The organism is Erwinia sp. SLM-02 (genome assembly GCF_037450285.1).
In the GTDB taxonomy this organism is placed as follows: domain Bacteria; phylum Pseudomonadota; class Gammaproteobacteria; order Enterobacterales; family Enterobacteriaceae; genus Erwinia.
This window is the reverse complement of the sequence record NZ_JAQISN010000001.1, coordinates 1,535,551-1,560,540: the sequence shown is the minus strand read 5'-3', so window position 1 is coordinate 1,560,540 and position 24,990 is coordinate 1,535,551. Positions and strand designations below refer to the sequence as shown.

Below are 24,990 nucleotides of genomic sequence, written 5' to 3'. Positions count from 1 at the left end.
CAATCCCATAATGTCTGGTCGGGCTCCAGAACCTGGGTTTGTGCATTTCATGTTGCAAACGAAGATAACTCATTCCTGAAGGTTGAAAAATAGAGGGGGTGTCATTACAGTTTATACATCATGTAACTAATCTATCAGGTTGTTATGCAGCGCTATTTTGATGACATGCAAACGGGTAGCATCGAATTATTCTGTCTTACCGTAGAAACCGGTAGTTTTACGTCTGCTGCTAACGCAGCAGGAGTCACTCCGGCAGCAGTCAGCCGTTCTGTTGCCAGACTCGAAAAGAGATTACAAACCCGATTGTTCATCAGAACGACACGCAGTATGAGAACAACCGAGACGGGGCAACGTTATTACCTGGACTGTCGAAATGCGTTGAATCAGCTCATTGAAGCCGAAAACAGAATTTCAGGAGAACATCAGGTTCCGGTCGGGGTACTCAGTATTAGCGTCCCGACTCTCTATGCGCATTACCGCTTGCTCCCACGGCTGAATGAGTTCTGTTCCCTCTATCCCCAGTTGAAAATCAATCTGGAGGTCAGCAATCAGAATATTAATTTCGCAGAGGATAACTATGATGTTGCGATCAGAGGCAGTGAGTTACAGGATTCCGGATTAATTGCCCGTCGCCTTGAGGATGCTGAACTCATCATTGTGGCTTCAGTCTCATACCTGCAACAGCATTCTGCACCCCGCGATCTTTCCGAACTAATGGAGCATGAATGTATTCAGTATTCCTTACCCAGTAGTGGCAGAAGAATACCGTGGACATTTCGTACACAGGGGGACACTGTAAAAGTGGAAACGTCAGGGCGTTTACTGTGTCAGCAGGATTTTCTTGCCACCCTGACATTAGTCAAAAACGGTGCCGGACTTATGCAGGTATATCGATTCACTGTCGAGCAAGAGTTACAACGAGGGGAACTGGTAGAAGTACTGCAAGAATATGCCGGAACAACACGTCCGTTCATCCTGATTTATCCCTATGCACGTTATATCCCCCTGAAAACAAGAAAATTCATTGAGTTCATGACGCCCTCTGACCAGAAATAAAAGATATTAAGCAAAAAAATGCCCGGGAATTTTCCGGGCGTTTATTTTTACGTTGCGCGTCAGGCGTCCCTCAGCACCCTCACCGTCGAAGCCGGGAACTTCTCCAGCTTGATCGCCGGGCGGATCGGCCGGCGCACCAGCTCGCCGCCGCAGTTCGGGCATTTCCCCTGTAAATGCTTTTCCGCGCAGTCGCGGCAGAAGGTGCACTCAAACGAACAGATTACCGCGTCCAGCGACTCCGGCGGCAGATTGATATCGCAGTATTCACATCCCGGTCGTAGTTCCAGCATTTACCCCATCCTCGTCGTCTTTTTTTACTCAGCATACCGTCCGTTTGCCGTCGGCGAAATACCGTTTTCGGACAACAAACGGACAGAACGGGACAGGGTCGCTGCCCCTGGGTGAATACCCGCGCCAGGCAGAACGGCACCTGTACAAGAATGTCTGCGCGATCAGTCCTGCTCGATGACCACCACGCACTGCCCGGCCCTGACGGCGGAGCCGGGTACGGCACGCACCTCGCGCACGATGCCGTTGCAGGGGGCCAGCAGCGGGATCTCCATTTTCATCGACTCCAGGATCACCAGCGCCTGGCCTTTAGTGACGCTGTCACCCACATTCACGCTGACCTGCCACAGATTACCGGCAATGCTGCTATCCACCGCGTAATGCCCCACCGCCAGCGGTTGATATTCGTCCTCAACCGCCGCTTCTTCCTGGCTGTCAAAGTGCGCCTGGCCAGAGGCTATCCAGCGCTGGCGTTCGGCGTCAAAGGCTGACTGCTGATGGTCGCGGAACGCCGTAATACTCTGGCTCTCCTGTGTCAGAAAATCCTGATAGTCGGCCAGCGCCAGCTCGCTCTGTTCAATTCTTAGCGGATAGCGCCCCAGCGGGAAGTCGCGGCGGATGGTTGCCAGCTCGTCGGCGCTGACCGGAAAGAAGCGAATACGGTCGAAGAAGCGCAGCAGCCAGGGCTTGCCGTTAAAGTCCGCCACGCTGCGATAGCGGTTCCACATCTGCAGGGTGCGGCCAACGAACTGATAGCCTCCCGGCCCTTCCATGCCGTAAACGCACAGGTAGGCACCGCCGATGCCGACGGAGTTCTCGGCGGTCCAGGTGCGCGCCGGATTGTACTTGGTGGTTACCAGACGATGGCGCGGATCGAGCGGCGTCGCCACCGGAGCGCCCAGATAGACGTCGCCCAGCCCCATGACCAGATAGCTGGCTTCAAACACCGTGCGGAACACCGCATCGATATCGGGCAGGTCGTTAATCCGGCGGATAAACTCCAGGTTGCTAGGGCACCAGGGCGCATCGCGGCGCACGGTGGTCATATATTTATCAATCGCCTGCTGGCACGCCGGATCGTCCCAGGAGAGCGGCAGCCAGACCTCACGCGAGGGCACGCGCAGATCCTGCTGCTGGCAAACCGCATCCCACAGCGGTGCAATCAGCGCCAGCAGTGCCTCCAGCGGCAGATCCTCCGGGCGGTAGTGAATTTGCAGTGAACGAATACCGGGCGTGAGGTCAATCATCGCCGGATGCTCCAGCGCTTCCAGCGCCTGCATCAGGGCGTGCGCACGGAAGCGCAGCACCAGATCCAGCTCCGCCGCGCCGATTTCCAGCAGCAGATGGGTATCCCCCGACAGGCGGGCAACCAGCCGCCGATCGTCGTGACCACGGTCCAGCACCACGGGTGAACTCACGGATGCGGCTTCCCAGCGGCTCACCTGCGGCTGAAGCGTTGCCACCTCGCTTTGACGAACGGCCACCAGCCGCCGCGCGGTCGCCACATCGACCGGCACAAAGCGCAGGCGGTCGCCCGCCTTCAGCTGGCCGAGCTGCCAGAGATCCGCTTCAATTACGGTGACCGGGCAGACAAATCCCCCCAGGCTCGGGCCGTCCGGGCCGAGGATCACCGGCATATCGCCGGTAAAATCGACCGCGCCCACCGCGTACGGATTATCGTGAATATTCGACGGATGCAGCCCCGCTTCGCCGCCGCTTTCCCGCACCCACTCCGGTTTCGGGCCAATCAGCCGCACGCCGGTGCGGCTGGAGTTAAAGTGAACCTGCCACTCGGTGGCGAAGAACACGCCGATCCAGTCGGCGGTGAAATACTCGGGCGCGCCGTGCGGGCCGTAAATCACCCGCAGGGTACGCACTTCTGGCAGCGGCGGGCACAGCGCCGCCGGCAGCGACGCGCCCACCGGCCCGCCATTGCCGGCGGCAAGATGCAGCACATCGCCGGTGCGTAAGGCGCGGCCCGCGTGGCCGCCAAACTGACCGAGGGTAAAGGTACTTTTGCTGCCGAGATACTCCGGTACGGCAATACCACCGCGCAGGCAGAGATAGCTGCGTGCGCCGGCGCTGGCGATCCCGCCCAGCCGCAGTACCGAACCGGCGGCCACCGCCAGCACGGTATTCATCGGCTGCGGCACATCGTCCAGTTCGATGGCGATGTCGGCACCGGTAATGGCGATAACGGCCCCGGTATTAAAGCGCAGCGTCGGGCCGCTGAGGGTGATTTCCAGCGCCGCCTCGCTCGCAGCATTGTCCAACAGCCGGTTGCCCAGCCGCAGCGCGCGGTCATCCATGGGGCCGGATGGCGGCACGCCGACCGCCCAGTAACCCTGCCTGCCGGGATAATCCTGCACCGTCGTCTGCGTGCCGGGCTGCAGCACCTCGACGGTCTCGGCTTGATACACCAGCTGCTCCAGGCACCGCGTCCACGGCTGGCCGCTGGCGAAAGGCCGGGCGGCCAGGATCTGCTGCAGGTACTGGCGGTTGGTTTCCACACCGTACAGGCGGGTGTCGCCCAGCGCGTTGCTGAGTGCGGCTGTGGCCTCTTCCCGGCTTTCTGCCCAGGTGATGACTTTTGCCAGCAGCGGGTCAAAGAACGGCGGGATCTCGCAGCCCGCCTCTACCCAGCTGTCAATGCGCAGCCGCCGGCCGTCCGCTTCCGGGAAGCGAACCTCGGTCAGCAGCCCGGGCGATGGCTGGAACTGGCGGGCGGGATCTTCCGCATACAGCCGCGCCTGAATCGAATGCCCCTGCGGCTGCAATTCTGCCGCCAGTTCCGCCAGCGGCGGCAGTTCTCCGGCGGCCAGTGCGATCATCCAGCGAACCAGATCCACGCCCCACACCTGCTCGGTGACGCCGTGCTCCACCTGCAGACGGGTGTTCACCTCCAGGAAGTAAAACTGCTGCCCTTCGCTGTCGTAAACAAATTCAACGGTGCCGGCGCTGCGGTAGCTGACCGCTTTGGCCAGCTTGATCGCCGCGCCGCACAGCGCCTCGGCCATGCCTTCCGGCAGATTGGGTGCCGGGGTTTCCTCTATCACTTTCTGGTTACGGCGCTGAATGGAGCAGTCGCGCACGCCGAGGGCGATGACTTCGCCGGCACCGTCACCGAAGACCTGCACTTCCAGATGGCGCGCACGGGTGATGTACTTTTCAATAAATACGCCGCCGTCGCTGAAGTTGTTTTCGCCCAACCGTTTTACCGTGGCAAAGGCGTCGGCCAGCTCGCCGGCGTCCCGACAGACGCGCATGCCAATGCCGCCGCCGCCCGCGGTGCTTTTCAGCATCACCGGATAGCCAACGGTTTCGGCGGTAGTCAGCGCATCCTCAACGCTGTCCAGCAGATCGCTGCCCTCGAGTAGCGGCACGCCCTGACGACGTGCCAGATCGCGGGCGGTGTGCTTCAGACCAAACAGCCGCAGCTGCTCCGCCGTCGGGCCGATAAAGCTGATACCGGCTGCCTCGCAGGCTTCGGCAAACGCCGCATTTTCAGACAGGAAGCCGTAACCCGGGTGGATGGCCTGCGCACCGCTTTCCCGCGCGGCGGCGATAATTTTATCCACCGCCAGGTAGGTTTGCGCCGCAGGGCCGTCGCCGAGGCTGATGGCCTCATCGGCCTGGCTGATATGCAGACTGCCGGCGTCCGCTTCGGAAAAGACCGAGACGCCGCTGACGTTCATGGCGCGCAGGGTGCGTAAAATACGGCAGGCCAGCGTGGCACGGTTGGCTATAAGGACTTTTTTAAACATGGTTGAAACTCACACTCGGGCGGGCCGTCCCGCCATCAATCCGATCTCCCGTGGTCGTCCACCGGAGAAAAATCGCCTTAGCGCGGGCGGGTCGATGCGCGCCCGCTGAGGTGGCCCGCCGGGTCGGACAGCACCGCGTAGTTTGCGGTGCGGGCCTCCAGCAGCCGCAGGCATAGCTGCCCCGCTCGCCGCCAGAAACGCGGCGGCATCATCAGTCGCAGGCGCTGGCGAATTAATCCCATATCAGCACCTCGGCAGCGGTCGGGTTCCAGCCGTTGCAGGGATTGTTCAGCTGCGGGCAGTTGGAGATCAGCACCATCGCATCGCATTCGGCGCGCAGCTCCACGTATTTCCCGGCGGCCGAAATGCCGTCGGCGAAGGTCAATCCGCCGTCCGGGGTGACCGGCACATTCATAAAGAAGTTGATATTGGCGGCAAGATCGCGCTTTTGCAGGCGGCCATCGTGCAGGCTGGCGCAGAGGAAATTGTCCCGACAGCTGTGCATATGGCGCTTATCCAGCGCATAGCGCACGGTGTTGCTCTCCTGCGAGCAGGCTCCGCCAAGTGTATCGTGGCGACCGCAGGTATCGGCGACGATGGTCAGCAGCGGGTTGCCGAGGTTGGAATAGAGGACGCTGCCTGTGGTGAGGTAGACGTTATTCTGCCGGCGCAGCGTGCGCTGGGCATCGTAGCGTTCCCGCGGGTTACGGGCGTTGTAGAACAGCGTATCCACCGCCTGATTGCCTTCAATGTCGTGCAGGCGCACCGTCTGTCCCTGGCGCACTTCGAACAGGAACGGTTCGCCCGCCGGGATGGTGTGGCGGTAAATCGCATCGCGAATGTCTCGGGTGCTGGCAACGGGATTCATAGGGTGGCTCCATGGCGGCAGAATTGGGCGGTATTGATCAGCGCGCGGGCGTTCTCGGCGCGGATGTCGGTACAGTTCAGCAGCGCGGCGGCATCCTCCGCCTCGCGCCAGCTCAGGCTGGCCGGGCGCGGGGCGTATTCAGTGGCGGGGTCCATCGGATGCTGCAGGGCGGTCATAATCACCAGCACGTCGAGCGGCGCGTAAAGTTCGATGTAGCTGCCCGGCGGGGAATAGTCGCGTTCAAAATGGAACTGACCCTGGGCATCCACCGTGACTTTGCTGAACAGGTTCAGGGTCATCAGCAGATCCTGCAGGTTCAGATCCCACTTGCCCATCTCGACCAGCAGGTTGTCGGTGCCGTTGCGGTAGAAGCCGTTTCTCAGCTCCTGATAGCGTCCCTGGCCGTATTTTTCCACTGTTTCAGCCGCGTTGAGCACGCCGCCGAAGCTGTCGTGCCAGCCGCAGGTGTCCGCCACGATGGCTGCCAGCACGCGGCCCATATCGGAATACAGGCAGTGGCCGGTGGTCAGCTTCGCCGTGTGCTGCGCCTTCAGGGTATCCGGCAGATTCAGGCGGTCGCTTTTTTCTGCGGCGTTCAGCATCATCAGGCTGACGTTGGCACCGCCGGTGGTATCAGTGATGCGCAGCACCTGCCCGCGTCGCAGAATAAATGAGGTGTGCCCGCCGCCGGGCAGCACTTCGCTCTCGGCATCGGCATGAGGGTCTTGAGTCGTATTCACAGGGAAAGCTCCTTTACGGCTGAACCCGGCGCGGCGGTCGTCACGATGCTTCGTGGCGACTGGCGCTGTTCGTTCAGCGGAATGTCATAGGTGATCCGGGCGCCGTACGCTTCCGGTTCGTGGGGATCGATACGCACTTTGTCAAACACCAGCAGCCGGGTGCCCAGATGGAACCCTTCGCTCAGATCGTGGGTGACCATAAACACCGTCAGGCGGGTTTCCTGCCACAGTTCCAGCAGCAGCTGGTGCATATCTTTTCGGATGCCGGGGTCGAGTGCGCCAAAAGGCTCGTCGAGCAGCAGCACGCGCGGCTGCATAATGAACGCCTGAGCAATCGCCAGCCGCTGCTGCATGCCGCCCGACAGCTGGGCGGGATATTTGTTCAGCGCGTGGCCAAGCCCCACCCGCACCAGCAGCGCGGCGGCCTTCTCCCTCGCCTGCCGCTTTTGCTGACCGAACAGACGGCCGCTCCAGCGCGAACGCGGCAGCTCCAGTCCGATGGTGACGTTGTCCAGCACGCTGAGGTGAGGAAAGACGGAATAGCGCTGGAACACCACGCCGCGTGAAATGTCCGGTTCCGGCCTGAGCACCTCCCCGGCCAGCCGGATTTCCCCACGGCTCGGTTTTTCCTGCCCCAGCAGCAGGCGCAGAAAGGTCGATTTCCCGCAGCCGGAAGCGCCCACCATGGTGCAGAACTCCCCTTCGGCAATCTGCAGATTGAGCCGTTCCAGCACCACGTGGCGCCCGTATTCCTGCCAGATGTTGTCGATGACGATAAAACTCATGACTGTGCTCCTGTCGACCACGGGAACCATTTGCGATTCAGATAGCGCAGGCCGAGATCCATCAGCCAGGCCAGCAGAGTGATCCACACCACGTAGGGCAGGATCACATCCATCGCCATATAGCGACGCACCAGAAAGATGCGGTAGCCCAGCCCGGCGGTGGCGGAAATCGCCTCGGCGGAGATCAGGAACAACCACGCCGCGCCCAGCATCAATCTCAGCGACACCAGCAGCCGGGAGAGCAGCTGCGGCAGCACCACGCGCAGGACCAGCGTCCAGCTGCTGGCCCCCAGCGTTTGCGCCTTGATCAGGATCTCCACCGGGATCTCCCGCGCCCGCTGCTCCAGATCCCGCGCCAGCATCGGCGTGACGCCAATGACAATCAGCATCACCTTCGACAGCTCGTCCAGGCCGAAGACGATAAACAGCACCGGCAGTATCGCCAGCGGCGGCACCATTGAAATCACCGTCATAAAGGTCGACAGCGGCGCACGCAGCATGGGGAAAACCCCGGAGGCAATGCCGAAGCACAGTCCCAGCAGCGCGGCAATGCCCAGCCCGGCCAGCAGACGGGCCAGGCTGACCAGCGTGTCCGTCCAGAACAGATAGTCGCCGCTGCGTTTATCCGCCACGAAGGCCATCCGGTGCACGGCGTCGATCATCTGCCCCAGCCCCGGCAGCAGCTTGTCCTGCGGATTGGCCTCCAGGCGGATGGCCGAACCGATCAGCCAGGCGGCAATCACCAGTACAAAAGGCAGCAGTATCAGCATCAGGCGCGCGCCTGGCGTCGGGTGACGGTTAATTTGCCGCATCGCGTTAACTCCTTGCGCCATCGGTTACAGCGTGCCGTCTGCGGCCATCTTCAGATAGCTGTCGTCGAAGCGCAGTTTCAGGTTGCCGCTGTCGCCCTGCGTCACGCCGCCGGGGAACTGCATGCCGATAAAGTCCGCGCTCTGTGCGCCATCGCCCAGCAGCCCCTTATCAAAGGAGAACTGCGCCACGCGCTGCATGGTTTTTGCCAGCTCGCTGCCGGTAATAAACTGCAGGTTATCGGCCGGGGTATAAAACAGATGGGTGGTTTTCAGCTGTGCCTGATAGCCCGCCAGATCGGTGCCGGAGGCGGTGGCCATTTCGGTCAGGGCTTTGCTGTCGCCGGCCTTCATCAGCGACATCATTTCAAACCAGGCACCGGTCAGCGCCTTGCCCAGCGCCGGGTTGTCCTTCAGCACGGCGGTGTTAACCACCATCATGTCGATCAGCTCGCCGGGAACCTGCTGAGAACCGAACACTTCGGTGGTGTCGGGGGTGGCTTTAATCACCGAGAGCTGCGGGTTCCAGGCCACGGCGGCCTGAACGCCCGAGGTGGCGAAGGCGGAGACGATATCAGCATCGGAGGTGTTAACCACGGTGACGTCTTTCTCCTGCAGGCCGGCCTTTTCCAGGCCGCGCACCAGCAGGTAATGGGAAACGGACAGTTCGGGCAGATAGACCTTCATCCCTTTCAGATCGCTGAGGGTTTTGCCTTTGCCCTTCAGCACCACGCCGTCGTTGCCTTCGGAATAGCTGCCGAGGATCAGCGCGGTGCTGTCCACGCCGCCGGCGGCGGGAATGGTCAGCGCATCCATATTGGTCATGGTGCAGCCGTCAAACTGCCCGGCGGTGTACTGATTGATCGATTCGATGTAGTCGTTGAGCTGGGTGACGTGGATTTTAATGCCGTACTTTGCGGCCCACTTATCGATGATCCCCGAGCTGGAAATCTGCCCCCAGGGCATCCAGCCGGCGTAGATGGTCCAGCAGACATTGAATTCTTTCTTGGCGGCGGCCTGCGTGGGCAGGCTGAGAAGTGCAGTGGCGGTAAGGAGACAGGCGCCCAGCAAACGGGATAGTTTCATATCGGACCTCGGTGTCGGCGGAAAAAATACGGGAGCAGCGCTACACCTGCGGTGTTGCTGTCTCCCGGGCTTTTGTCCCGCCGTGTAACCTCAACCGAGGTCGCCAGCTCTCGGACCAGACATCCATCGAAATGGACCGGAACCCTAGCCTGCTATTTATATTAGTTTTCTGGGTAACGCTGCTGCTTGGTAGGATCAAAGCAAAAGCTGTGCCAGAAGTTAAAGACATTGAATAACAATAAGTTAAGATGAACTACGTGTAATCTTCGCTTCTCGATGCCTCATTAACAGGCAGGCTGCATCACCGCGGTGCACCACGCCATGCAGACGAAGGTGACACGCCGGTCGTCGCCAGAGTATGATCCCTGCGCCGCACTCCCGCCGCCGCGTACTGTCCGGCGGCCTTAATATGGAAATGGAGTTACTGATGTCCTCACTGCGTTTACTGTTATCTGAATCCTGGGATCCGTGGTTTAACCTTGCGGTAGAAGAGTGCATTTTCCGTCAGATGCCCGCCACCCAGCGGGTGCTGTTCCTGTGGCGCAACGCGGAAACGGTGGTGATTGGCCGGGCGCAGAATGCGTGGAAAGAGTGCAACACCCGGCGGATGGAAGAGGACGGCATTCGCCTGGCGCGCCGCAGCAGCGGCGGCGGCGCGGTGTTTCATGACCTCGGTAACTGCTGCTTTACCTTTATGGCCGGTAAGCCGGAATATGATAAAAGCGTGTCCACCGGCATTATCCTGCACGCGCTGGAAGCGCTGGGCATGACGGCGGAAGCCTCCGGCCGCAACGACCTGGTGGTCAGCACCGCCGACGGCATGCGTAAAGTGTCCGGCTCGGCCTATCGTGAAACCCGCGACCGCGGCTTCCATCACGGCACCCTGCTGATGAATGCCGATCTTTCCCGGCTGGCCGACTATCTCAACCCCGATGAGAAGAAACTTCAGGCCAAGGGGATCACTTCGGTACGTTCCCGCGTGGCGAATCTGCAGGAGCTTCAGCCGGATATCAGCTACGAGCGCATTTGTGACGCTGTCACCGAATCCTTCTTTGAACACTACGGTGAACGCTGCCAGCCCGAGCTGATTTCACCTGAGGCGTTCCCCGACCTGCCCGGCTTTGCCGAAACCTTTGCCCGCCAGAGCAGCTGGGAGTGGAACTTCGGCCAGGCCCCGGATTTCGCCCATCGGCTGGATACCCGTTTCAGCTGGGGCGGCGTGGAGATCCACGTGGACGTTGAGCGCGGTGTGATTCAGCGCTGCCGGATTTATACCGACAGCCTGAACCCGGCGCCGCTGGAGGCGCTGCAGGATAAGCTACAGGGCGAGAAATATCAGCCGCAGACCGTTTCGCGGCTGACTGAAGCACTGATCGCGGCGTTTCCGCCGCAGCGGGAAGAGCTGATGCAGCTTGCGGCCTGGCTGGAAGAGAGCCTGCGCTGAATCCGCATGCCTGCCGTCTTCACGGCAGGCATGAATCAGAACACCCTGTCCGCTTTCGCCGCGTCGTACCACGGGCGGAACTCCTCCAGCAGCAGATCGTACAGCCGCTCGGATGACATTTTGGCAAAGTCGTCGATAGCAAAGAAGTGGCTGTTATCAACCCGACGATCGCTGAAGTCATCCAGATTCTCCAGAATGCCGTAGTTACTGCCGCCGAGGCCGACAAACTTCCAGAAGATCGGGTAGTTCGCCGAACGACGAATCGCCTCTTTGATCTGTCGCGTTTTACTGATGCCGCCGTCGGTGATAAACACCACATACACCGGCAGGTCGCTGTGGCGGAAGCTGTCGACGATCTCTTCCATCACCGGCGGTTCGTTATTTGTGCCGCCGAGTCCCGGCAGCAGCTCCAGCCAGCCGCGTTTACCGCCGGTGCGAATGGCATCGATATAGCCGTCGAGGTTGTCCAGCGTCACGTCCGGGTATTTGGCATGGCGTTCGGCAAAGCCCCAGACATCCATCGAGCCGTCGTCATCAAACTGCACCGCCAGTACCGCAATGCGGTCCAGCACCGCCTGCACGTTGCCCTGCTTAAACTGTTTGGTCATCGAACCGGAGGCATCCAGCACAAATGCCACCCGCGCCTGGATGTCGTTCAGCCGGTGTTTGCTGAGGCTGACGGTGGCGTTTTTCGCCAGGCTGACCAGCCTCGGCGCTTTCGCCTCCAGCTTTTTCTCCAGGCTGACGGTGGGTGCCGCAGAGGGTCCAGCGCTGCGTGACGGTGTCACGGAAGCCGGAACGGCGGCAGGCGGATTCTGCGCACCGGCAGACGCCGCAGGGGCGGCTGCGGGCGCATCCGCAGGCGGGCTGGCGATATCCACCCCATAGTTCAGCGCCAGCGGCTCCAGCCCGCCGTTAAAGCCCTGGCCCAGCGCGCGCAGTTTCCAGCTACCGCCGTGCCGATAGATTTCGGCGACGATCAGCGCTTTTTCGCTGCGGCCAGCGGTTTCGGGTTCGAAGCGCGCGATGCCCGGCACATCCAGCGACAGGCCGGTCAGTCCGGCGATGGAGTCCGCGCCGTCAATCACCAGCGTCACGGCAATTTTACTGACCCCCTCCGGGATAAGCGCCAGGTCAATCGTGACCGTACTGCCCTGCGCGGCCACGTTAAGCACCACGCTGCGATTGGGCGTTGCGGGCTGATTGTAGAAGATAAAGTCGCTGTCACCGCCCACCTTACCGGCAGCGTTCAGCAGAAAAACGGAGGTATCCGGCTCACCGCGAAACCCCGGCACCGTGGGATAGTGCAGGTTCAGGGTAAGCCGTGAGGCATTGACGACCAGATTCTGGCCCGACTGAAGCAGCATAGACAGATCCTGTGTGACGTGAAGCGCCTCCCGGCGCAAAGACGAAAAAAAACCCGGACTCGCCGGGTTTTCGTATTATCTGATGATCAGACGTTAACGCCGTGCTGGGAAGCCAGCGCGGACAGGCCACCGGCAAAGCCCTGACCTACCGCTTTAAACTTCCACTCAGTGCCGTGGCGGTACAGCTCACCGAAGACCATCGCGGTTTCGGTAGAGGCATCTTCAGACAGGTCGAAACGGGCGATTTCAGTGCCGTTGTCGTTGTTGTAGATACGCATAAAGCTGTTGCTGACCATGCCGAAGTTCTGCTTACGCGCTTCCGCATCATAGATGGTAACCGCGAAGACCAGTTTTTTCACATCGGCCGGGATTTTGCTCAGTTCAACTTTCACCTGCTCATCGTCGCCATCACCCGCACCGGTGCGGTTGTCGCCCTGGTGCTCAACGGAGCCGCAGCTGCTCAGCTTGTTGTTGAAGAAGATAAAGCCGCTGTCGTTCAACACTTTGCCATCTTCACCAACCATAAAGACTGAAGCATCCAGGTCAAAGTCCTGGCCGTCGGTTACGCGAGCATCCCAGCCCAGACCGGCCATGGCGATGTTCATGGTAGGTGCTTCTTTGGTGAGGGATACGTTGCCGCCTTTTACGAGAGAAACTGCCATTTTAATGCTCCTGCTGATAATGGGTGAGTCGGGCAGCGTCTCACTGCCCGGTTGGAACAAAGAGTGAAGCTATCAGGATGCGTTGATGCCGTACTGTGCACACACGGATGCCAGTCCACCGGCATAGCCCTGACCGACCGCGCGGAATTTCCACTCGGCGCCGTGACGATACAGCTCGCCGAACAGCATGGCGGTTTCGGTAGAGGCGTCTTCCGTCAGGTCGTAGCGGGCCACTTCGGTCTGGTTGTCGTCGTTCACCAGGCGGATAAACGCACCGGAAACCTGACCAAAGCTCTGACGGCGCGCCTGCGCATCGTGAATGGTGACCACGAAGACGATTTTGTCGACGTCGCCCGGGATCATGTCCAGTTTGATTTTCAGTGATTCGTCATCACCGTCGCCTTCGCCGGTGCGGTTGTCGCCGGTGTGGCTGACGGAACCGTCGGAAGACGTCAGATTATTGTAGAAAATGAAGTCAGCATCGCCACGAACCTTGCCGCTGGCGGCCAGCAGAAACGCTGACGCATCCAGGTCAAAGTCCTGACCATCGGTAGAACGTGCATCCCAACCCAGACCCACCAGAACGTTTTTCATGGTAGGTGCTGCTTTGCTCAGAGATACGTTGCCGCCTTTGGATAAAGAAACGCTCATTATATTTTCCTCATAATTAGATTTTCGAATTCGTTTTCAGAAGCAGGGACTACCGCCCTTACTTTTCTTCCTCAGCATCAGGTTTGCCCGGAAACATCACGCTGAGGATAATCCCCACCGCCAGCACGCCCAGAACCACAAACAGGCTGGTCGTTGCCGAGATGCTGTAACCATGATGCCAGATGTGGTCGGTGGCATTAAGACCCAGTTTCGCCGCAATGAAGAACAGCAGAACGATAACGGCCTTCTCCAGATGTACCAGATACTGTTTTAACGCTTCCAGAACAAAGTACAAAGTACGCAGACCAAGGATAGCGAACATCATGGCGCTGTAGACAATCAGCGGCTCACGGCTGACGGCGATAATCGCCGGTACCGAGTCAAAGGCGAACATCACGTCAGACAGTTCAACCACCGCCACGCACAGGAACAGCGGGGTTGCGTAGCGCCAGGCCTTCGCGCCGCGACCAATGGTCACGTCTTTGTTTTCCGGTTTCGCCAGCTCGGCGTCCACTTCTTTCTGGCTTAATACAAAGGCGTTGCCTCTGATTTTCGGCCAAATCGGGAAGAAGCGTTTTACCATGCGGTAAGCCAGATGCTGCGAGTAGTCTTCGATTTCTTCACTGTCGTCGCCGCTTTTCAGCATCATCACCGCGGTCCAGGCCACGATAATCGCGAAGACCACCTCCACGTACGGCCCGAGGCTGAGCAGCCCGGTACCAATCGCCACAAAGATACCCCTGAAGACGATGGCACCGATGATCCCCCAGTACAGCACGCGGTGACGGTAGCGGTCCGGTACGGCAAACCACGAGAAAATCGCCATCATCACGAACAGGTTATCTACCGACAGCACTTTCTCCAGCGCATAACCGGTCACAAACAGGCTGGCCACTTCCGCGCCGTGGTGAACGTACAGGAAGCCGGCGAAGCCCAGTGCAACCGCGACCCAGAACAGAGACCACAGGGCGGCACTTTTCAACGATATTGGCTTGTCATCGCGATGCATGAACAGGTCAATAAGAATGGCTCCGACAGCCAGTACTACAAAAACAATGACTGTCTCAGTCGGAAAGCCGATATGCGTGGATACCATAGTTAACCCTTAAAGGTGTGACATCAGAGGCCGAATTCAGCCGGTTCAAAGCCGAGCGCGACAGCAATTTCGCGAACGGCGCGCTGCTCATCCGGGTCAAAGTTACCGTCGCTTTTGGCGACTGCGATACCAACGCGCAGGGCCAGCTGAGCCGCTTCCGGCTGGTCTTTGAGGGCCAGGATGTACTTCATGGTTTCGCCTTTACCGATTTCAATATCGAAATCGAAGCTGGTCACCAGTTTGTTAAAGAATTCGATAACTTCGGTGGTATCGAACACCTTCAGCTCATCGGACGCGCGCAGGAAGCCAATCATCTTCTGCTTCTCTTCCGCGCTGACGCCGTCGCTGGCAACCGCAATGCGCGCACAAACGGCCACGGTGCCCTGCATGAATTTTTTGTTCTTGAAGCGGCTCACCTGCCTGGTCAACTCGTCGCGGCTGGTGTTGAATGCGCCTTTTACCTTGTCAAAGAAACCCATATCTACTTTCCTCTGTGAATAATTATTTAGAACCCGCTTTCCAGCGAAATCCCCAGCCAAAGGCTTCATCCATGTCGGAATGGCCTTTAAAGAACTGGTTAATACGTTCGACTTTGATATTGCCGTTTTCGTTCACCAGCCGGGCAATCGCACACATATTGCGGCGGTCCTGCCCTTCGGTCAGGCGCGTTTCAATCGACGGCTGGTCCGGGATATGCAGCGTGACGACGCCGTCGGTCTTATCCCAGCTCGGCACGCCTTCGTAGATAAAGGCGTAGATCAGCACTTCGCGGATCTGTTTCCACTCGCGGCCGTTGATATACATCCATTCGCCGTCGCTGACCGAGCCGGTGCGGTCATCGCCCTTCAGATGAACGTAAGGCTTGTCGTTCAATGAACCAAACGTGTTGCCCAGCGCCTGAATCACGCCCTTGCTGCCGTCGTTAAGCTCCACAAACGCGCCGATATCCAGATCGATGCCCTTATTGCCGCCGAAGAACCCTTTCAGCCCGCCCGATGAAGCCGGGGCGCGATGCCAGTTGAGGTTGATGCGGATCTCACCGAAGTTATCGCGCTTGGTCAGGCTGATTGCCGGTTTCTCTTTGGTCAGCGTCACCTTGCTCAGGCTGATTTTACTGGCCGGCGCGGGTGCTGGCGTCGGGGCAGGCGTCGGGGCCGGAGCCGGAGCCGGAGCCGGAGCGGCTGCAGGTGCCGGTGCCGGGGTATCCGCCACATCCACGCCAAAGTGTTCGGCCAGCGGCTTCAGCCCGCCGTTAAAGCCCTGGGCGATAAAGCGGAATTTCCACTCCGCGTTGCGGCGGTACAGCTCACCGAGGATGAGCGCGGCTTCCTGGCGTCCGCTGATATCAACGTTCCCGTTCAGCAGCACTTCGCCCGCGGATTCCACCTGAATCGCCAGGCGCTGCAGACCGGCCACGGTTTGCGCGCCGTCGCAGGTGACGGTAAACGCCACTTTCTGCACCGCGGCGTGCAGCCGGCTGAGATCGACGGTGAACGCCGTGTTATTGCCCTGCGCATTCAGGCTGATAGTGCCATCGTTGTTCTGCGGCTGGCCGTAGAACACCATATCGGCATCGCCCTGCACCTTGCCGTTCTCAAACAGGCGGAAGGCGGAGGCATCAACCGAGGCGCCGGACAGCACGCGCACGGTCAGCGTTTTAAGCGGAACGGGGGCATTGCCCCCCGGGGTCATATTCATCAGCGCACCACCGTGGCAACGATGTCGGTATGCATCGCATCGATTGTCCGGCCGCTGCACGCTTTACCGTGAGCGGTGAAGTCCCACAGGCCCAGATTGCGATGCAGAGAGGCGATAACGATGCCGGTATGTGCGCCCTGCTCGGTCAGCTGATAGCGGGCCAGCTCTTTACCGGCCTGGTCCACCACGCGACAGAAGGCGTTTTCCACATCGTTAAACGACTGACCGCGGAAGCTGTTAACGGTAAAAGCCAGATACTCAACGTCGGCAGGCAGACGCGTCAGATCGACATTGATGATTTCATCATCGCCGTCGCCTTCACCCGTCAGGTTGTCGCCGCTGTGAATCACCGAACCGCAGTCGGATTTGAGCTTACGGAACCAGATGGTATCGATTTCGCTACCTGATTTATCCAGCAATACGCAGCCTGCATCGAGGTCGATGTCACCATCGCCGCCAAAGATCTTACCAAACAGGCCTTTCTTCTTTACCGGATCCCAGCCGAGGCCGAAATGCAGTTTATTAATCGCGGAAGACTGCTTGCTGAGTGATACAGTCTGGTTCTTGCTTAATGAAACCATGGTCATAATTCCTTAAGATGAGTAATGAAAAAGGCAACTGACTTTTGCGTCACAATCCTTGAGGTAGAAAATCATATCATGATGAAGTTCCTGCACAAGACCCTTTTTTTATTTGCAAAAGGAAAAAGATTTATCTACATGATTTTATTGAATTAAATCCGAGTTTATTTCTGCAAAAAATAAACAGTTCACCGCGAAATTTACATTTCTTTAGATGAAAGTGGTACGTCTTTACGTTAATCATAATATGATTGACAACATTCTCCTGGCTCCCTACACTCGATGCTTATTTGCTGTGCAACTTCGCCCCTACCGGATAACTATAGAATGACAATGAACATTTGGCTGATGGAAGGTCTGTCCTCACAGCGCGATATTATTCAGGGCATCACCGCGGGGGCTGAAGCATCGCAGCAGCCGATTACCGTTTTTGCCTCTCACCGCCATCAGCGTAATGAAATCCTTTCCCAGGCCGACTACGCGCTGATTGAGCCGTCTGATGATGAACAGCGGCTGCCGTTTATTCTGGCGCAGGTCGCTCAGCACCGCATTCGGGCGATTCACACCGGGCGCAACGCGCGCTGGTTCGAATCCCATCGCGGGCAGATTGAGGCCAGCGGTGCCAGCCTCACCACCGGTGCCACTCGCCTTGAAATGCTGGATCTCGCCGACGATAAGGTCAGCTTTGCCGAAGCGATGGCGCAGTGCGGTTTGCCGGTGGTGCCCTCCGTTCGCGTTGAGTCCACGGCCCAGCTGCGCCAGCTGTTGCAGGACTCACCGTTTGGCGATGCGCCCCTGTGCGTGAAGCCGGTTACCGGTATTTATGGCATGGGATTCTGGCGTTTTGATGAATCTGCCGCGCCGATGGCCGCCTTTACCCATCCCGACAGCCGTCGGGTTCATCCCCACTTCTATTTACAGGCGCTGGAAGCCGCCGAAGCGGCTGAGCCGCTGGTGCTGATGCCCTGGCTGCCCGGCCCGGAATATTCCGTGGATATGCTGGTAGAAAAGGGTTCGGTGCTGGCAGCCGTTGCCCGGCGTAAAGACGGTGCGCTGCAGCATCTGGAAAACAGCGGTGAAGCTTACGAACTTGGCCGCGCCTGTGCCGAAGCGATGGAGGCCGACGGGCTGGTGAACGTGCAGACCCGTCACGATGCGAACGGGAAACCGCTGCTGCTGGAGATCAACATGCGCCCTTCCGGCGGCATCGGCTATACCCGCTTCAGCGGCGTTAACCTGCCCGGCCTGTTCGCCCTGCGCCGCCTGGGTCTGATAACCGCAGAGCAGGTCCGTGAAAGCGCCAGTCGTGATTTTGCTCCCGCCACCGTGCGCTCCCTAACCGACGTCGTGCGCTATCAACCGCTGACTAACCTGATCCCGTAAGGAACCGAGTATGACCGCTATCCCTTCGCCGCAGTGGCGCAAAACCCTGACCTGCGGCACGCTGAGCGTCACGCCCGTCGGCAACACGATCCCGCTGGACGACCTGTTTGACGTGGCCGAGCGCCGCAACCCCAAGCGTGCCTTCCTGTTTGTCAGTAAAGTGCTCGGCCGCCATATTCCGGTCAGCCCGACCACCATGCGCGGCGTTTACCGCCAGCTGGCAGCTCAGTTCCCCACGCTGTCCGATGGCCCGGTGCTGTTTATCGGCATGGCGGAAACCGCCGTGGGCCTCGGCGCGGGCGTGTTTGACGAGATGCGGCAGCGCATGCCGGATGCGGTGTATCTCAGCTCCACGCGCCATCCGGTCAGCGGCGAACTGCTGTGCGAATTTAAAGAGGACCACAGCCACGCGACCGACCACCTGCTCTATCTGCCCGATGACGCCGAACTGCGCCGCCGGGTGCAGAACGCGCGAACGCTGGTGCTGATCGATGATGAAGCCACCACCGGTAATACCTTTATCAATCTGCTGGCCGCGCTGCGAAACGACGCCGGGCTGACCGGCATCGAACGGGTGATCGCCGTTACGCTGACCGACTGGAGCGGGGAGGCGATCGCCAAAGCCTGCCCGCTGCCGGTAACCACCGTAGCGCTGGTGCGCGGCGACTGGCACTGGGAGAAAAACCCGGACGCGCCGGTCCCGGTGATGCCGGCGGTGAACGTGACCGCCCGCGGCAGCGTTCCGGTGACCGGGCGGCAAAACTGGGGCCGTCTGGGAATGGCCTCGCCGGCCGGCGATCTCGGCAACGATATCGCCGTGGCCCCCGGGGAAAAGATCCTCGTGCTCGGCACCAGCGAATTCATCTGGGAGCCGTTCCTGCTGGCGGAGCGCCTTGAGCAGCAGGGAGCCGAGGTGAAGTACAGCTCCACCACCCGTTCCCCGATTGCCACCGGATTTGCCATCCAGTCGGCGATTGCGTTCAGCGATAATTACGGACTGGGGATTCCGAACTATGTTTACAACGTGGCCCATCAGCAGTTTGACCGCATCCTGCTGTGCAGCGAAACGCCGGCGGACAGCCTCGACCCGATCCTGATTGCGGCGCTGTCGAAGGTAGCTCCGAAGGTTGAGGTGCTGAGCTATGAATAAGCCGGTAATTTTTTCCGATCTCGACGACACCCTGTTCCAGACCCGCCGCAAGATGGTGGACGAGCTGGCGCTGGAGCCGTTCCGCACCGGCGCGCTGGACCGCAGCCTGCAGCCGCGCAGCTTTATGACCGAAGAACAGGCGATGCTGGTTGACTGGATGCTGGAGCACGGCGATCTCATCCCGGTGACCGCACGCGGCAGCGAAGAGATCGCCCGGGTGGAAATCCCCTTCCGCTCGTGGGCGGTGGCCACCCACGGCGCGGTGATCCTCAACCCCGAGGGCGAAGCGGATGCCGAATGGCAGGCGCTGATGCTGGCAAAGCTCGCCCCCTATGCGGCGCAGCTGCTTGCCATGCAGCAGCAGATCACCGAACTGATGGCGGAACGTAATATCAACGGCTGGGCGCGCATTAATTATGAATACGATCGGACGCCCGTTTATCTGGTGATGAAGCATCGCGACAGCACGAAGCTGGACGAGCTTTACGCCATCGCCGACGAGATCGAGCAGCGCTTCCCCACCGCGGGCTGGTATATCCATCGCAACAGCAACAACGTCGCGTGGCTGCCGGTGGTGGTGGAAAAAGGGCTGGCGGTCAGCTTCCTGCTGGAGCGCCTGCGCGCCGAGCGCGGAGTGTTTCCGGTGATTGGCCTCGGCGACAGCCTCAGCGATCACCGCTTTATGAAGCTGTGCAGCTGGTACGGCCTGCCGCGCCAGAGCCAGTTTGCCGACCATATTAACCAGGCGCTGTTCAGGGAGCCGGACCATGACTGATTTTGTGCCGTTTTCAGGATCCTATCACCCGGATGACGTTCACTTTCTGCTGACGCCGGTTGAAATGGAAATGACCCCGGTCGATCGCAAAGAAGCGCTGATCCAGTCGGGCGCGAAGCACTATTCCGAGATGCTGAGCCAGGAGCCGGAGCCGACCGAATGGCATCTGGACCTGTTTGCCCGCGCGCTTGATCAGGGCGCAGCGCGGCTGGCAAAAGAGGTGGCGATGCTGGCGCAGGCGCTGATTGAGCGCTTCCCCGATACGCCGGTGGTGCTGGCAAGCCTGGTCCGCGCCGGGGTGCCGCTGGGCGTGATGCTGCAGCAGGCGCTGCGCGATTGTGGCAAAGAGTCTTATCATTACGGTATCAGCATTATTCGCGATCGCGGCATTGACAACGCCGCGCTGGACTGGATTGAACGGCGTCACGGCACCGAAGGCCTTGTTTTCGTTGATGGCTGGACCGGCAAAGGCGCCATCACCGGCGAGCTGGTCCGCTCCCTGAAGGATCGCCCCGGCTATCCGGCCTACCCGCGCCTCGTGGTGCTGGCCGATCCCTGCGGGCGGTCGTGGCTGTCGGCCAGCGACGACGACTGGCTGATCCCGTTTGGCATTATGGGCGCGCCGGTATCCGGCATGATTTCGCGATCCATCTGGCGCACTGATGGGTTCCACGGCTGCGTGATCTGTACTCATCTCGAACGCTTTGAGTGCAGCCGTCACCTGGTTGACACGGTCGCCGCGCACCGTCGCCGGCTGGGAGAGGTTAAGGCCTGCGAGTGGGATCCGGCGCAGAATGAAGGGCTGCGGCAGCAGAGTGAAGCGGTGATTAAGCAGCTGGCGCAGCAGTACGCTATCGCCAGCACTAACCGCATCAAACCCGGCATTGCCGAAGCGACCCGCGCCGTACTGCGCCGCGTGCCGGATCACGTACTGGTCCGGTCAACGGAGGATGCCGATGTGGCGCTGCTGCTGCATCTGGCGCGTGAAAAAGGTATCGCGGTGACCGCCGTGGGCGAGGCCATCGGCCAGTATCGGGCGGTCACCATTATCAAGAAGGTACTCTGATGAACGAACGGCTTTCCCCCTGGCGTCTCGGTGCAACGCTGTATATGCCCGCCACCCGCACGGATATCGCTGAAACCGTCCTGGATAATAAGATTGCCGGCCTGCGTTCGCTGGTCATCTGTCTGGAAGATGCGGTCAGCGATGCCGATATCCCCCTTGCCCGCCGCAATCTGCAGCAGGTTCTGGCGCGCCTGGCGGAAGCGAAAAAGTTACAGGGTAACGCCTGCTGGCCGCTGGTATTTGTCCGTCCGCGCGATATCAGCATGGGCGCGGAGCTGGCCGCCGACTGGGATCTGAGCGGCGTGGACGGGCTGGTGCTGCCCAAGTTTACCCGCCACTGCCTGCCGGTCTGGTGGGCGATGCTTAAAGACTCGCACCTGTGCATGATGCCGACGCTGGAAACCGAAGAGGTGTTTGACGTGGTGCAGATGCGCGAACTGGCCGCGGCACTGGCCAATCACCCCTGCCGTCAGCGTATTATTGCCCTGCGCATCGGCGGCAACGACCTGATGAACGTGGTATCGCTGCGCCGTTCGCGGGAGTTCACCCTGTACGACGGCCCGATGGGCTACGTGATTAAAATGCTGGTGTCGGTCTTTGCCACGCGGGATTTCGCCCTCACCGCCCCGGTCTGTGAACATATTGACGACAGGCAGATCATGGATCGCGAGCTGGCGCTGGATATGCTGCACGGCCTGGTCGGTAAAACCGCCATTCATCCGAGCCAGATTGGCATTATCGAAGCGGCGCTGATGGTGTCGGCCAGCGACCATGCGGATGCGCTGCGCATTCTTAACTCCAGCCAGGCGGTGTTTAAGTCGCAGGGGGCGATGTGCGAACCGGCGACCCACCGACGCTGGGCTTCGACCATTCTTGCCCGCGCCCAGGTGTACGGTATCGTCAGCGAGAAAAATCCGGATGCGCTCAGGCTGATGACGGCGCTGAGCAAAAGCTGAGCGAACCCTCCGGCGATCCTGCCAGCAACAGCGCGTACCGTGCTATGCTGCCGGGCTATAAAACGATAATGATTAATGCAGGCAGCGAATTATTATGCATCTCAGTACCCGACAGGCCCGAATTTTTAAACTGGCGACGCTGCTTGGCGCGGGCAAACCCGTTTCCGCCGAGAGCATTATTACCGCGCTGGACTGCTCCGAGCCGACCCTGACCCGCGCGCTGAAAGAGCTGCGCGAGTCTTACGCCGCGGAAATCAAATACAGCAAAGCCAGCCATTCCTATCAGCTTACCGCTGCGGGTCAGCTGGATAAGAAAGCGCTGCGCCGGATGAACGAGGCGCTGGCTGAAAATGCCGAGCTGAAACCGGCCGAAACGGTCAGCCGGGTCTTTCTCGATAAGGATAAGAAAAAAGCGGTGTCGCTTTCGCTGCGCATGTCGCTGCTGCGTAAAATCGACCGCCTGTCACGCCTGCAGGAGATCACCCGCAGCGAAGCGGTGGAAATGGCCGTGGCGCACGGCATTGATGAACTCATTCGCACCGCCATGGCGCAGAAAAAGAGCAGCTGACCCCTACGCTGCTTTTCCCCTCAGCCCTACCTCGCTTCAATTCCGCATCGTGTTTCAGAGAGCCGTGCTGCATTTGCCGTTTAAAACGCATCCTGCCAGCCCTGACCGCCGCTGCTTCCGGCGTTAAACCGCCACCTGACCGCCGCAGTACGCTTCCCCCGACCGGTTAACCGCACTTGACACATTACCGTTTCTACTGAGATAACAACCGGATAAACTTTAGTCGCAAAATCCCCCCCATCTCAACAGCAGGAAAGCCTAATGAGAAGACTGCCGGTTTACCTTTTACTTGATACGTCCGGGTCGATGACCGGAGAGCCGATTGAAGCGGTGAAAAACGGCGTGCAGATGCTGCTTTCCACCCTCAGGCAGGATCCCTACGCGTTGGAAACCGCCTGGGTTTCCGTGATTACCTTCGATTCCACCGCCCGCCAGGCCGTCCCGCTGACCGATCTGATTAACTTCACCCTGCCCGACCTGACCGCCAGCGGCACCACCGCGCTGGGTGATGCGCTGTCGCTGGTTGCCACGCGCATCGGCGAGGAAGTGCAAAAAACCACCGCCGAAACCAAGGGCGACTGGCGGCCGCTGGTGTTTATCATGACCGACGGCGCGCCGACCGACGACTGGCGCAAGGGCGTCAGCGAATTCAAGGCGGCCCGTACCGGTGTGGTGGTGGCCTGCGCCGCAGGCCACGCGGCCGAAACCAAAGTTCTGCAGGAAATCACCGAGATCGTGCTGCAGCTGGATACCGCCGATTCCTCTTCGATCAAAGCCTTCTTCAAATGGGTTTCCGCCAGTATTTCGGTCGGCAGCCAGAAGGTGGAATCCGGTAAAAAAGAGGTGATCGGGCTTGACGATCTGCCGCCGCCGCCGCCGGAAGTTAACGTCGTTTTATAAGGAGAGATTATGTCAGTCAGCTTAAAAAAAGGACAAGGCGTCAGCCTGCGTAAAAACGAGCACGATCTGTCATCCGTGACCATCGGGCTGGGCTGGGACATTAACGAAGAGAAAAAAGGCCTGCTGGGCGGTCTGTTCGGCAAAAAAGAACCGGAGTATGACCTCGACGTGGTGGCGTTTCTCTGCGATGCCGCAGGCAAAGTGGCCGACTTAGGTAAAACGGAAAACGGCAAGCCGACCCTGGTCGACGGCGACATCATCTTCTTCAACAGCCTGCGCCATAAATCCGGCCAGATCTGGCTGACCGGTGACAACCGCACCGGCGAAGGCGACGGTGACGATGAGCAAATCATCGTTAAGCTCAATACGCTGGATGCCCGCTACGAGAAGATCGTCTTTATCGTGCAGATTTATAACGGCGTGCAGCTGCAGCAGCACTTTGGCAAGGTACAGAACGCCTTTATCCGCGCGGTCGATGCCCGCAATGTGGAAATGGCCCGCTTCGATCTCTCCGGCGGCAGCGCCTTCAGCAATCAGCGTTCAATGCTGTTTGCCGAACTGGTGCGTGAGAGCACCGGCTGGAAGCTGAACGCCATCGGTGAGCCTTCTGAGTCCGACACCTTCGTGTCACATCTGAAGAACTACATGCGATGAGAAGATTACCGGTCTATCTGCTGATTGATACCTCCGGGTCGATGCGCGGTGAATCCATTCACGCGGTTAACGTCGGCATCCAGGCAATGCTCAGCGCGCTGCGCCAGGATCCCTACGCGCTGGAAAGCGTGCATATTTCGATTATCACCTTCGATAATGAAGCACGCGAGCATACTCCGCTGACCGCGCTGGAAGCCTTTCAGTTTACCGATATCGTGGTGCCGAGCGCCGGAGGCACCTTTACCGGCGCGGCGCTGGAGTGCCTGATGCACTGCGTCGACCGCGATATTCAGCGCTCGGACGGCGACCGTAAAGGCGACTGGCGTCCGCTGGTGTTCCTGATGACCGACGGTACGCCGTCGGACAGCCTGGCCTACAGCGAAGCGATCCCCGAGATAAAAAAACGATCGTTTGGGGCGATCATAGCCTGCGCGGTGGGCAGCAAAGCGAAGCACGAACCGCTCAAGCAGCTCACCTCCCAGGTGGTGGCGCTGGAAACGCTGGACTCCACGGCCTTCTCCGGCTTCTTCAAATGGGTGTCGGCCAGCGTTGCGTCCGGCAGCAGCAGCGCCGGGATCAACGCTACTCAGGACAGCCTGCCGCCGCCGCCGCCGGAAATTCAGCTGGTGCTGTAACTCTTCGG

Annotated in this window: 26 protein-coding genes and 1 riboswitch; of the genes, 11 read left to right on the top strand and 15 right to left on the bottom strand. The window is 59.7% G+C overall.

Translation table 11 applies throughout. The annotated features are described in order from the left end of the window. Positions 1 to 144 precede the first annotated feature (144 nt). Positions 145 to 1,056 carry a LysR family transcriptional regulator gene (locus PGH32_RS07255; protein WP_337893620.1) on the top strand — a complete coding sequence of 304 codons (912 nt, stop codon included), beginning with the start codon at positions 145 to 147 and terminating at the stop codon, positions 1,054 to 1,056. Between the two features lie 59 nt (positions 1,057 to 1,115). On the opposite strand, the gene PGH32_RS07250 is transcribed toward PGH32_RS07255, so the two are convergent. The 8 genes from PGH32_RS07250 to PGH32_RS07215 all read right to left on the bottom strand — a co-directional run bounded on the left by PGH32_RS07250 (position 1,116) and on the right by PGH32_RS07215 (position 9,396). After that, on the bottom strand, positions 1,116 to 1,346 hold the full coding sequence (locus tag PGH32_RS07250; protein ID WP_337893619.1) for a DUF1272 domain-containing protein: 231 nt from the start codon (positions 1,344 to 1,346) through the stop codon (positions 1,116 to 1,118). Between the two features lie 162 nt (positions 1,347 to 1,508). Continuing rightward, positions 1,509 to 5,108 carry an urea carboxylase gene (gene uca / locus PGH32_RS07245; RefSeq protein WP_337893618.1) on the bottom strand — a complete coding sequence of 1,200 codons (3,600 nt, stop codon included), beginning with the start codon at positions 5,106 to 5,108 and terminating at the stop codon, positions 1,509 to 1,511. Positions 5,109 to 5,185: 77 nt separating this feature from the next. Then, positions 5,186 to 5,350, bottom strand: a complete 165-nt coding sequence (locus PGH32_RS07240; RefSeq protein ID WP_337893617.1) for a hypothetical protein — start codon at positions 5,348 to 5,350, stop codon at positions 5,186 to 5,188. Next, positions 5,341 to 5,976, bottom strand: coding sequence for an urea amidolyase associated protein UAAP2 (locus PGH32_RS07235; RefSeq protein WP_337893616.1), 636 nt, complete (start codon positions 5,974 to 5,976; stop codon positions 5,341 to 5,343). Before PGH32_RS07235 ends, PGH32_RS07240 begins: the two co-directional genes overlap by 10 nt. Then, complete coding sequence (locus tag PGH32_RS07230) at positions 5,973 to 6,716, bottom strand: urea amidolyase associated protein UAAP1 (RefSeq protein ID WP_337893615.1); 744 nt, start codon at positions 6,714 to 6,716, stop codon at positions 5,973 to 5,975. Before PGH32_RS07230 ends, PGH32_RS07235 begins: the two co-directional genes overlap by 4 nt. Continuing rightward, positions 6,713 to 7,501: an ABC transporter ATP-binding protein gene (locus PGH32_RS07225; RefSeq protein ID WP_314420244.1), complete on the bottom strand. Its 789-nt coding sequence runs from the start codon at positions 7,499 to 7,501 to the stop codon at positions 6,713 to 6,715. The genes PGH32_RS07230 and PGH32_RS07225 overlap by 4 nt, the downstream gene beginning before the upstream one ends. Beyond that, complete coding sequence (locus PGH32_RS07220; RefSeq protein WP_337893614.1) at positions 7,498 to 8,313, bottom strand: ABC transporter permease; 816 nt, start codon at positions 8,311 to 8,313, stop codon at positions 7,498 to 7,500. Before PGH32_RS07220 ends, PGH32_RS07225 begins: the two co-directional genes overlap by 4 nt. 24 nt (positions 8,314 to 8,337) lie before the next feature. Continuing rightward, the gene (locus PGH32_RS07215) at positions 8,338 to 9,396 is read right to left on the bottom strand and encodes a putative urea ABC transporter substrate-binding protein (RefSeq protein ID WP_337893613.1); all 1,059 of its coding nucleotides are present in this window, start codon (positions 9,394 to 9,396) and stop codon (positions 8,338 to 8,340) included. A gap of 59 nt (positions 9,397 to 9,455) precedes the next feature. Beyond that, a riboswitch (guanidine-I (ykkC/yxkD leader) is annotated at positions 9,456 to 9,555 on the bottom strand. A 268-nt stretch (positions 9,556 to 9,823) separates the two neighbouring features. Between PGH32_RS07215 and PGH32_RS07210 the strand changes: the two genes are divergently transcribed. Next, entirely contained in the window at positions 9,824 to 10,840 is a 1,017-nt protein-coding gene (locus PGH32_RS07210; protein WP_314420239.1) for a lipoate--protein ligase A, read from the top strand. Positions 10,841 to 10,875: 35 nt separating this feature from the next. Here PGH32_RS07210 and PGH32_RS07205 read toward each other — a convergent pair whose 3' ends face one another. From PGH32_RS07205 to PGH32_RS07175, 7 genes are all read right to left on the bottom strand, one after another. Continuing rightward, positions 10,876 to 12,207, bottom strand: coding sequence for a VWA domain-containing protein (locus PGH32_RS07205; RefSeq protein WP_337893612.1), 1,332 nt, complete (start codon positions 12,205 to 12,207; stop codon positions 10,876 to 10,878). 86 nt (positions 12,208 to 12,293) lie between these two features. Then, the gene (locus PGH32_RS07200; RefSeq protein WP_337893611.1) at positions 12,294 to 12,869 is read right to left on the bottom strand and encodes a TerD family protein; all 576 of its coding nucleotides are present in this window, start codon (positions 12,867 to 12,869) and stop codon (positions 12,294 to 12,296) included. A gap of 72 nt (positions 12,870 to 12,941) precedes the next feature. Beyond that, a complete protein-coding gene (terD, locus tag PGH32_RS07195; RefSeq protein WP_314420234.1) occupies positions 12,942 to 13,520 on the bottom strand; it encodes a tellurium resistance membrane protein TerD in 579 nt (192 codons plus the stop codon). A gap of 58 nt (positions 13,521 to 13,578) precedes the next feature. Then, complete coding sequence (locus PGH32_RS07190; RefSeq protein WP_264546593.1) at positions 13,579 to 14,616, bottom strand: TerC/Alx family metal homeostasis membrane protein; 1,038 nt, start codon at positions 14,614 to 14,616, stop codon at positions 13,579 to 13,581. A 23-nt stretch (positions 14,617 to 14,639) separates the two neighbouring features. Further along, the gene (locus PGH32_RS07185) at positions 14,640 to 15,095 is read right to left on the bottom strand and encodes a tellurite resistance TerB family protein (protein WP_314420230.1); all 456 of its coding nucleotides are present in this window, start codon (positions 15,093 to 15,095) and stop codon (positions 14,640 to 14,642) included. 22 nt (positions 15,096 to 15,117) lie between these two features. Continuing rightward, positions 15,118 to 16,314: a TerD family protein gene (locus PGH32_RS07180; RefSeq protein ID WP_337893610.1), complete on the bottom strand. Its 1,197-nt coding sequence runs from the start codon at positions 16,312 to 16,314 to the stop codon at positions 15,118 to 15,120. Further along, entirely contained in the window at positions 16,314 to 16,895 is a 582-nt protein-coding gene (locus PGH32_RS07175; protein ID WP_314420225.1) for a TerD family protein, read from the bottom strand. The genes PGH32_RS07180 and PGH32_RS07175 overlap by 1 nt, the downstream gene beginning before the upstream one ends. 327 nt (positions 16,896 to 17,222) lie before the next feature. Between PGH32_RS07175 and PGH32_RS07170 the strand changes: the two genes are divergently transcribed. The 9 genes from PGH32_RS07170 to PGH32_RS07130 all read left to right on the top strand — a co-directional run bounded on the left by PGH32_RS07170 (position 17,223) and on the right by PGH32_RS07130 (position 24,982). Continuing rightward, a complete protein-coding gene (locus tag PGH32_RS07170) occupies positions 17,223 to 18,278 on the top strand; it encodes an ATP-grasp domain-containing protein (RefSeq protein ID WP_337893609.1) in 1,056 nt (351 codons plus the stop codon). 10 nt (positions 18,279 to 18,288) lie between these two features. Continuing rightward, positions 18,289 to 19,428 carry a phosphoribosyltransferase domain-containing protein gene (locus tag PGH32_RS07165; protein WP_337893608.1) on the top strand — a complete coding sequence of 380 codons (1,140 nt, stop codon included), beginning with the start codon at positions 18,289 to 18,291 and terminating at the stop codon, positions 19,426 to 19,428. Continuing rightward, the gene (locus PGH32_RS07160; RefSeq protein ID WP_314420221.1) at positions 19,421 to 20,203 is read left to right on the top strand and encodes a hypothetical protein; all 783 of its coding nucleotides are present in this window, start codon (positions 19,421 to 19,423) and stop codon (positions 20,201 to 20,203) included. The genes PGH32_RS07165 and PGH32_RS07160 overlap by 8 nt, the downstream gene beginning before the upstream one ends. Continuing rightward, positions 20,196 to 21,269, top strand: coding sequence for a cysteine protease StiP family protein (locus PGH32_RS07155; protein ID WP_337893607.1), 1,074 nt, complete (start codon positions 20,196 to 20,198; stop codon positions 21,267 to 21,269). Before PGH32_RS07160 ends, PGH32_RS07155 begins: the two co-directional genes overlap by 8 nt. Further along, positions 21,269 to 22,225, top strand: a complete 957-nt coding sequence (locus tag PGH32_RS07150) for an HpcH/HpaI aldolase/citrate lyase family protein (protein ID WP_314420217.1) — start codon at positions 21,269 to 21,271, stop codon at positions 22,223 to 22,225. Before PGH32_RS07155 ends, PGH32_RS07150 begins: the two co-directional genes overlap by 1 nt. Before the next feature lie 94 nt (positions 22,226 to 22,319). Continuing rightward, positions 22,320 to 22,793, top strand: a complete 474-nt coding sequence (locus PGH32_RS07145; protein WP_314420215.1) for a tellurium resistance protein TerW — start codon at positions 22,320 to 22,322, stop codon at positions 22,791 to 22,793. Between the two features lie 261 nt (positions 22,794 to 23,054). Continuing rightward, on the top strand, positions 23,055 to 23,693 hold the full coding sequence (locus tag PGH32_RS07140; RefSeq protein ID WP_337893606.1) for a vWA domain-containing protein: 639 nt from the start codon (positions 23,055 to 23,057) through the stop codon (positions 23,691 to 23,693). A 9-nt stretch (positions 23,694 to 23,702) separates the two neighbouring features. Continuing rightward, positions 23,703 to 24,347, top strand: coding sequence for a TerD family protein (locus PGH32_RS07135; protein WP_123330137.1), 645 nt, complete (start codon positions 23,703 to 23,705; stop codon positions 24,345 to 24,347). Next, complete coding sequence (locus tag PGH32_RS07130; protein WP_123330139.1) at positions 24,344 to 24,982, top strand: vWA domain-containing protein; 639 nt, start codon at positions 24,344 to 24,346, stop codon at positions 24,980 to 24,982. The genes PGH32_RS07135 and PGH32_RS07130 overlap by 4 nt, the downstream gene beginning before the upstream one ends. Positions 24,983 to 24,990: the final 8 nt, after the last annotated feature.

Bases quoted from the DNA above. Each gene is read 5' to 3' on its own strand.
- PGH32_RS07255 (WP_337893620.1), top strand. From the start codon at position 145: ATGCAGCGCTATTTTGATGACATGCAAACGGGTAGCATCGAATTATTC.
- PGH32_RS07210 (WP_314420239.1), top strand. From the start codon at position 9,824: ATGTCCTCACTGCGTTTACTGTTATCTGAATCCTGGGATCCGTGGTTT.
- PGH32_RS07185 (WP_314420230.1), bottom strand. From the start codon at position 15,095: ATGGGTTTCTTTGACAAGGTAAAAGGCGCATTCAACACCAGCCGCGAC.
- PGH32_RS07250 (WP_337893619.1), bottom strand. From the start codon at position 1,346: ATGCTGGAACTACGACCGGGATGTGAATACTGCGATATCAATCTGCCG.
- PGH32_RS07130 (WP_123330139.1), top strand. From the start codon at position 24,344: ATGAGAAGATTACCGGTCTATCTGCTGATTGATACCTCCGGGTCGATG.
- PGH32_RS07180 (WP_337893610.1), bottom strand. From the start codon at position 16,314: ATGAATATGACCCCGGGGGGCAATGCCCCCGTTCCGCTTAAAACGCTG.
- PGH32_RS07150 (WP_314420217.1), top strand. From the start codon at position 21,269: ATGAACGAACGGCTTTCCCCCTGGCGTCTCGGTGCAACGCTGTATATG.
- PGH32_RS07225 (WP_314420244.1), bottom strand. From the start codon at position 7,501: ATGAGTTTTATCGTCATCGACAACATCTGGCAGGAATACGGGCGCCAC.
- PGH32_RS07140 (WP_337893606.1), top strand. From the start codon at position 23,055: ATGAGAAGACTGCCGGTTTACCTTTTACTTGATACGTCCGGGTCGATG.
- PGH32_RS07175 (WP_314420225.1), bottom strand. From the start codon at position 16,895: ATGGTTTCATTAAGCAAGAACCAGACTGTATCACTCAGCAAGCAGTCT.
- PGH32_RS07135 (WP_123330137.1), top strand. From the start codon at position 23,703: ATGTCAGTCAGCTTAAAAAAAGGACAAGGCGTCAGCCTGCGTAAAAAC.
- PGH32_RS07155 (WP_337893607.1), top strand. From the start codon at position 20,196: ATGACTGATTTTGTGCCGTTTTCAGGATCCTATCACCCGGATGACGTT.
- PGH32_RS07215 (WP_337893613.1), bottom strand. From the start codon at position 9,396: ATGAAACTATCCCGTTTGCTGGGCGCCTGTCTCCTTACCGCCACTGCA.
- PGH32_RS07200 (WP_337893611.1), bottom strand. From the start codon at position 12,869: ATGGCAGTTTCTCTCGTAAAAGGCGGCAACGTATCCCTCACCAAAGAA.
- PGH32_RS07165 (WP_337893608.1), top strand. From the start codon at position 18,289: ATGACCGCTATCCCTTCGCCGCAGTGGCGCAAAACCCTGACCTGCGGC.
- PGH32_RS07205 (WP_337893612.1), bottom strand. From the start codon at position 12,207: ATGCTGCTTCAGTCGGGCCAGAATCTGGTCGTCAATGCCTCACGGCTT.
- PGH32_RS07235 (WP_337893616.1), bottom strand. From the start codon at position 5,976: ATGAATCCCGTTGCCAGCACCCGAGACATTCGCGATGCGATTTACCGC.
- uca (WP_337893618.1), bottom strand. From the start codon at position 5,108: ATGTTTAAAAAAGTCCTTATAGCCAACCGTGCCACGCTGGCCTGCCGT.
- PGH32_RS07160 (WP_314420221.1), top strand. From the start codon at position 19,421: ATGAATAAGCCGGTAATTTTTTCCGATCTCGACGACACCCTGTTCCAG.
- PGH32_RS07190 (WP_264546593.1), bottom strand. From the start codon at position 14,616: ATGGTATCCACGCATATCGGCTTTCCGACTGAGACAGTCATTGTTTTT.
- PGH32_RS07170 (WP_337893609.1), top strand. From the start codon at position 17,223: ATGACAATGAACATTTGGCTGATGGAAGGTCTGTCCTCACAGCGCGAT.
- PGH32_RS07145 (WP_314420215.1), top strand. From the start codon at position 22,320: ATGCATCTCAGTACCCGACAGGCCCGAATTTTTAAACTGGCGACGCTG.
- terD (WP_314420234.1), bottom strand. From the start codon at position 13,520: ATGAGCGTTTCTTTATCCAAAGGCGGCAACGTATCTCTGAGCAAAGCA.
- PGH32_RS07220 (WP_337893614.1), bottom strand. From the start codon at position 8,313: ATGCGGCAAATTAACCGTCACCCGACGCCAGGCGCGCGCCTGATGCTG.
- PGH32_RS07240 (WP_337893617.1), bottom strand. From the start codon at position 5,350: ATGGGATTAATTCGCCAGCGCCTGCGACTGATGATGCCGCCGCGTTTC.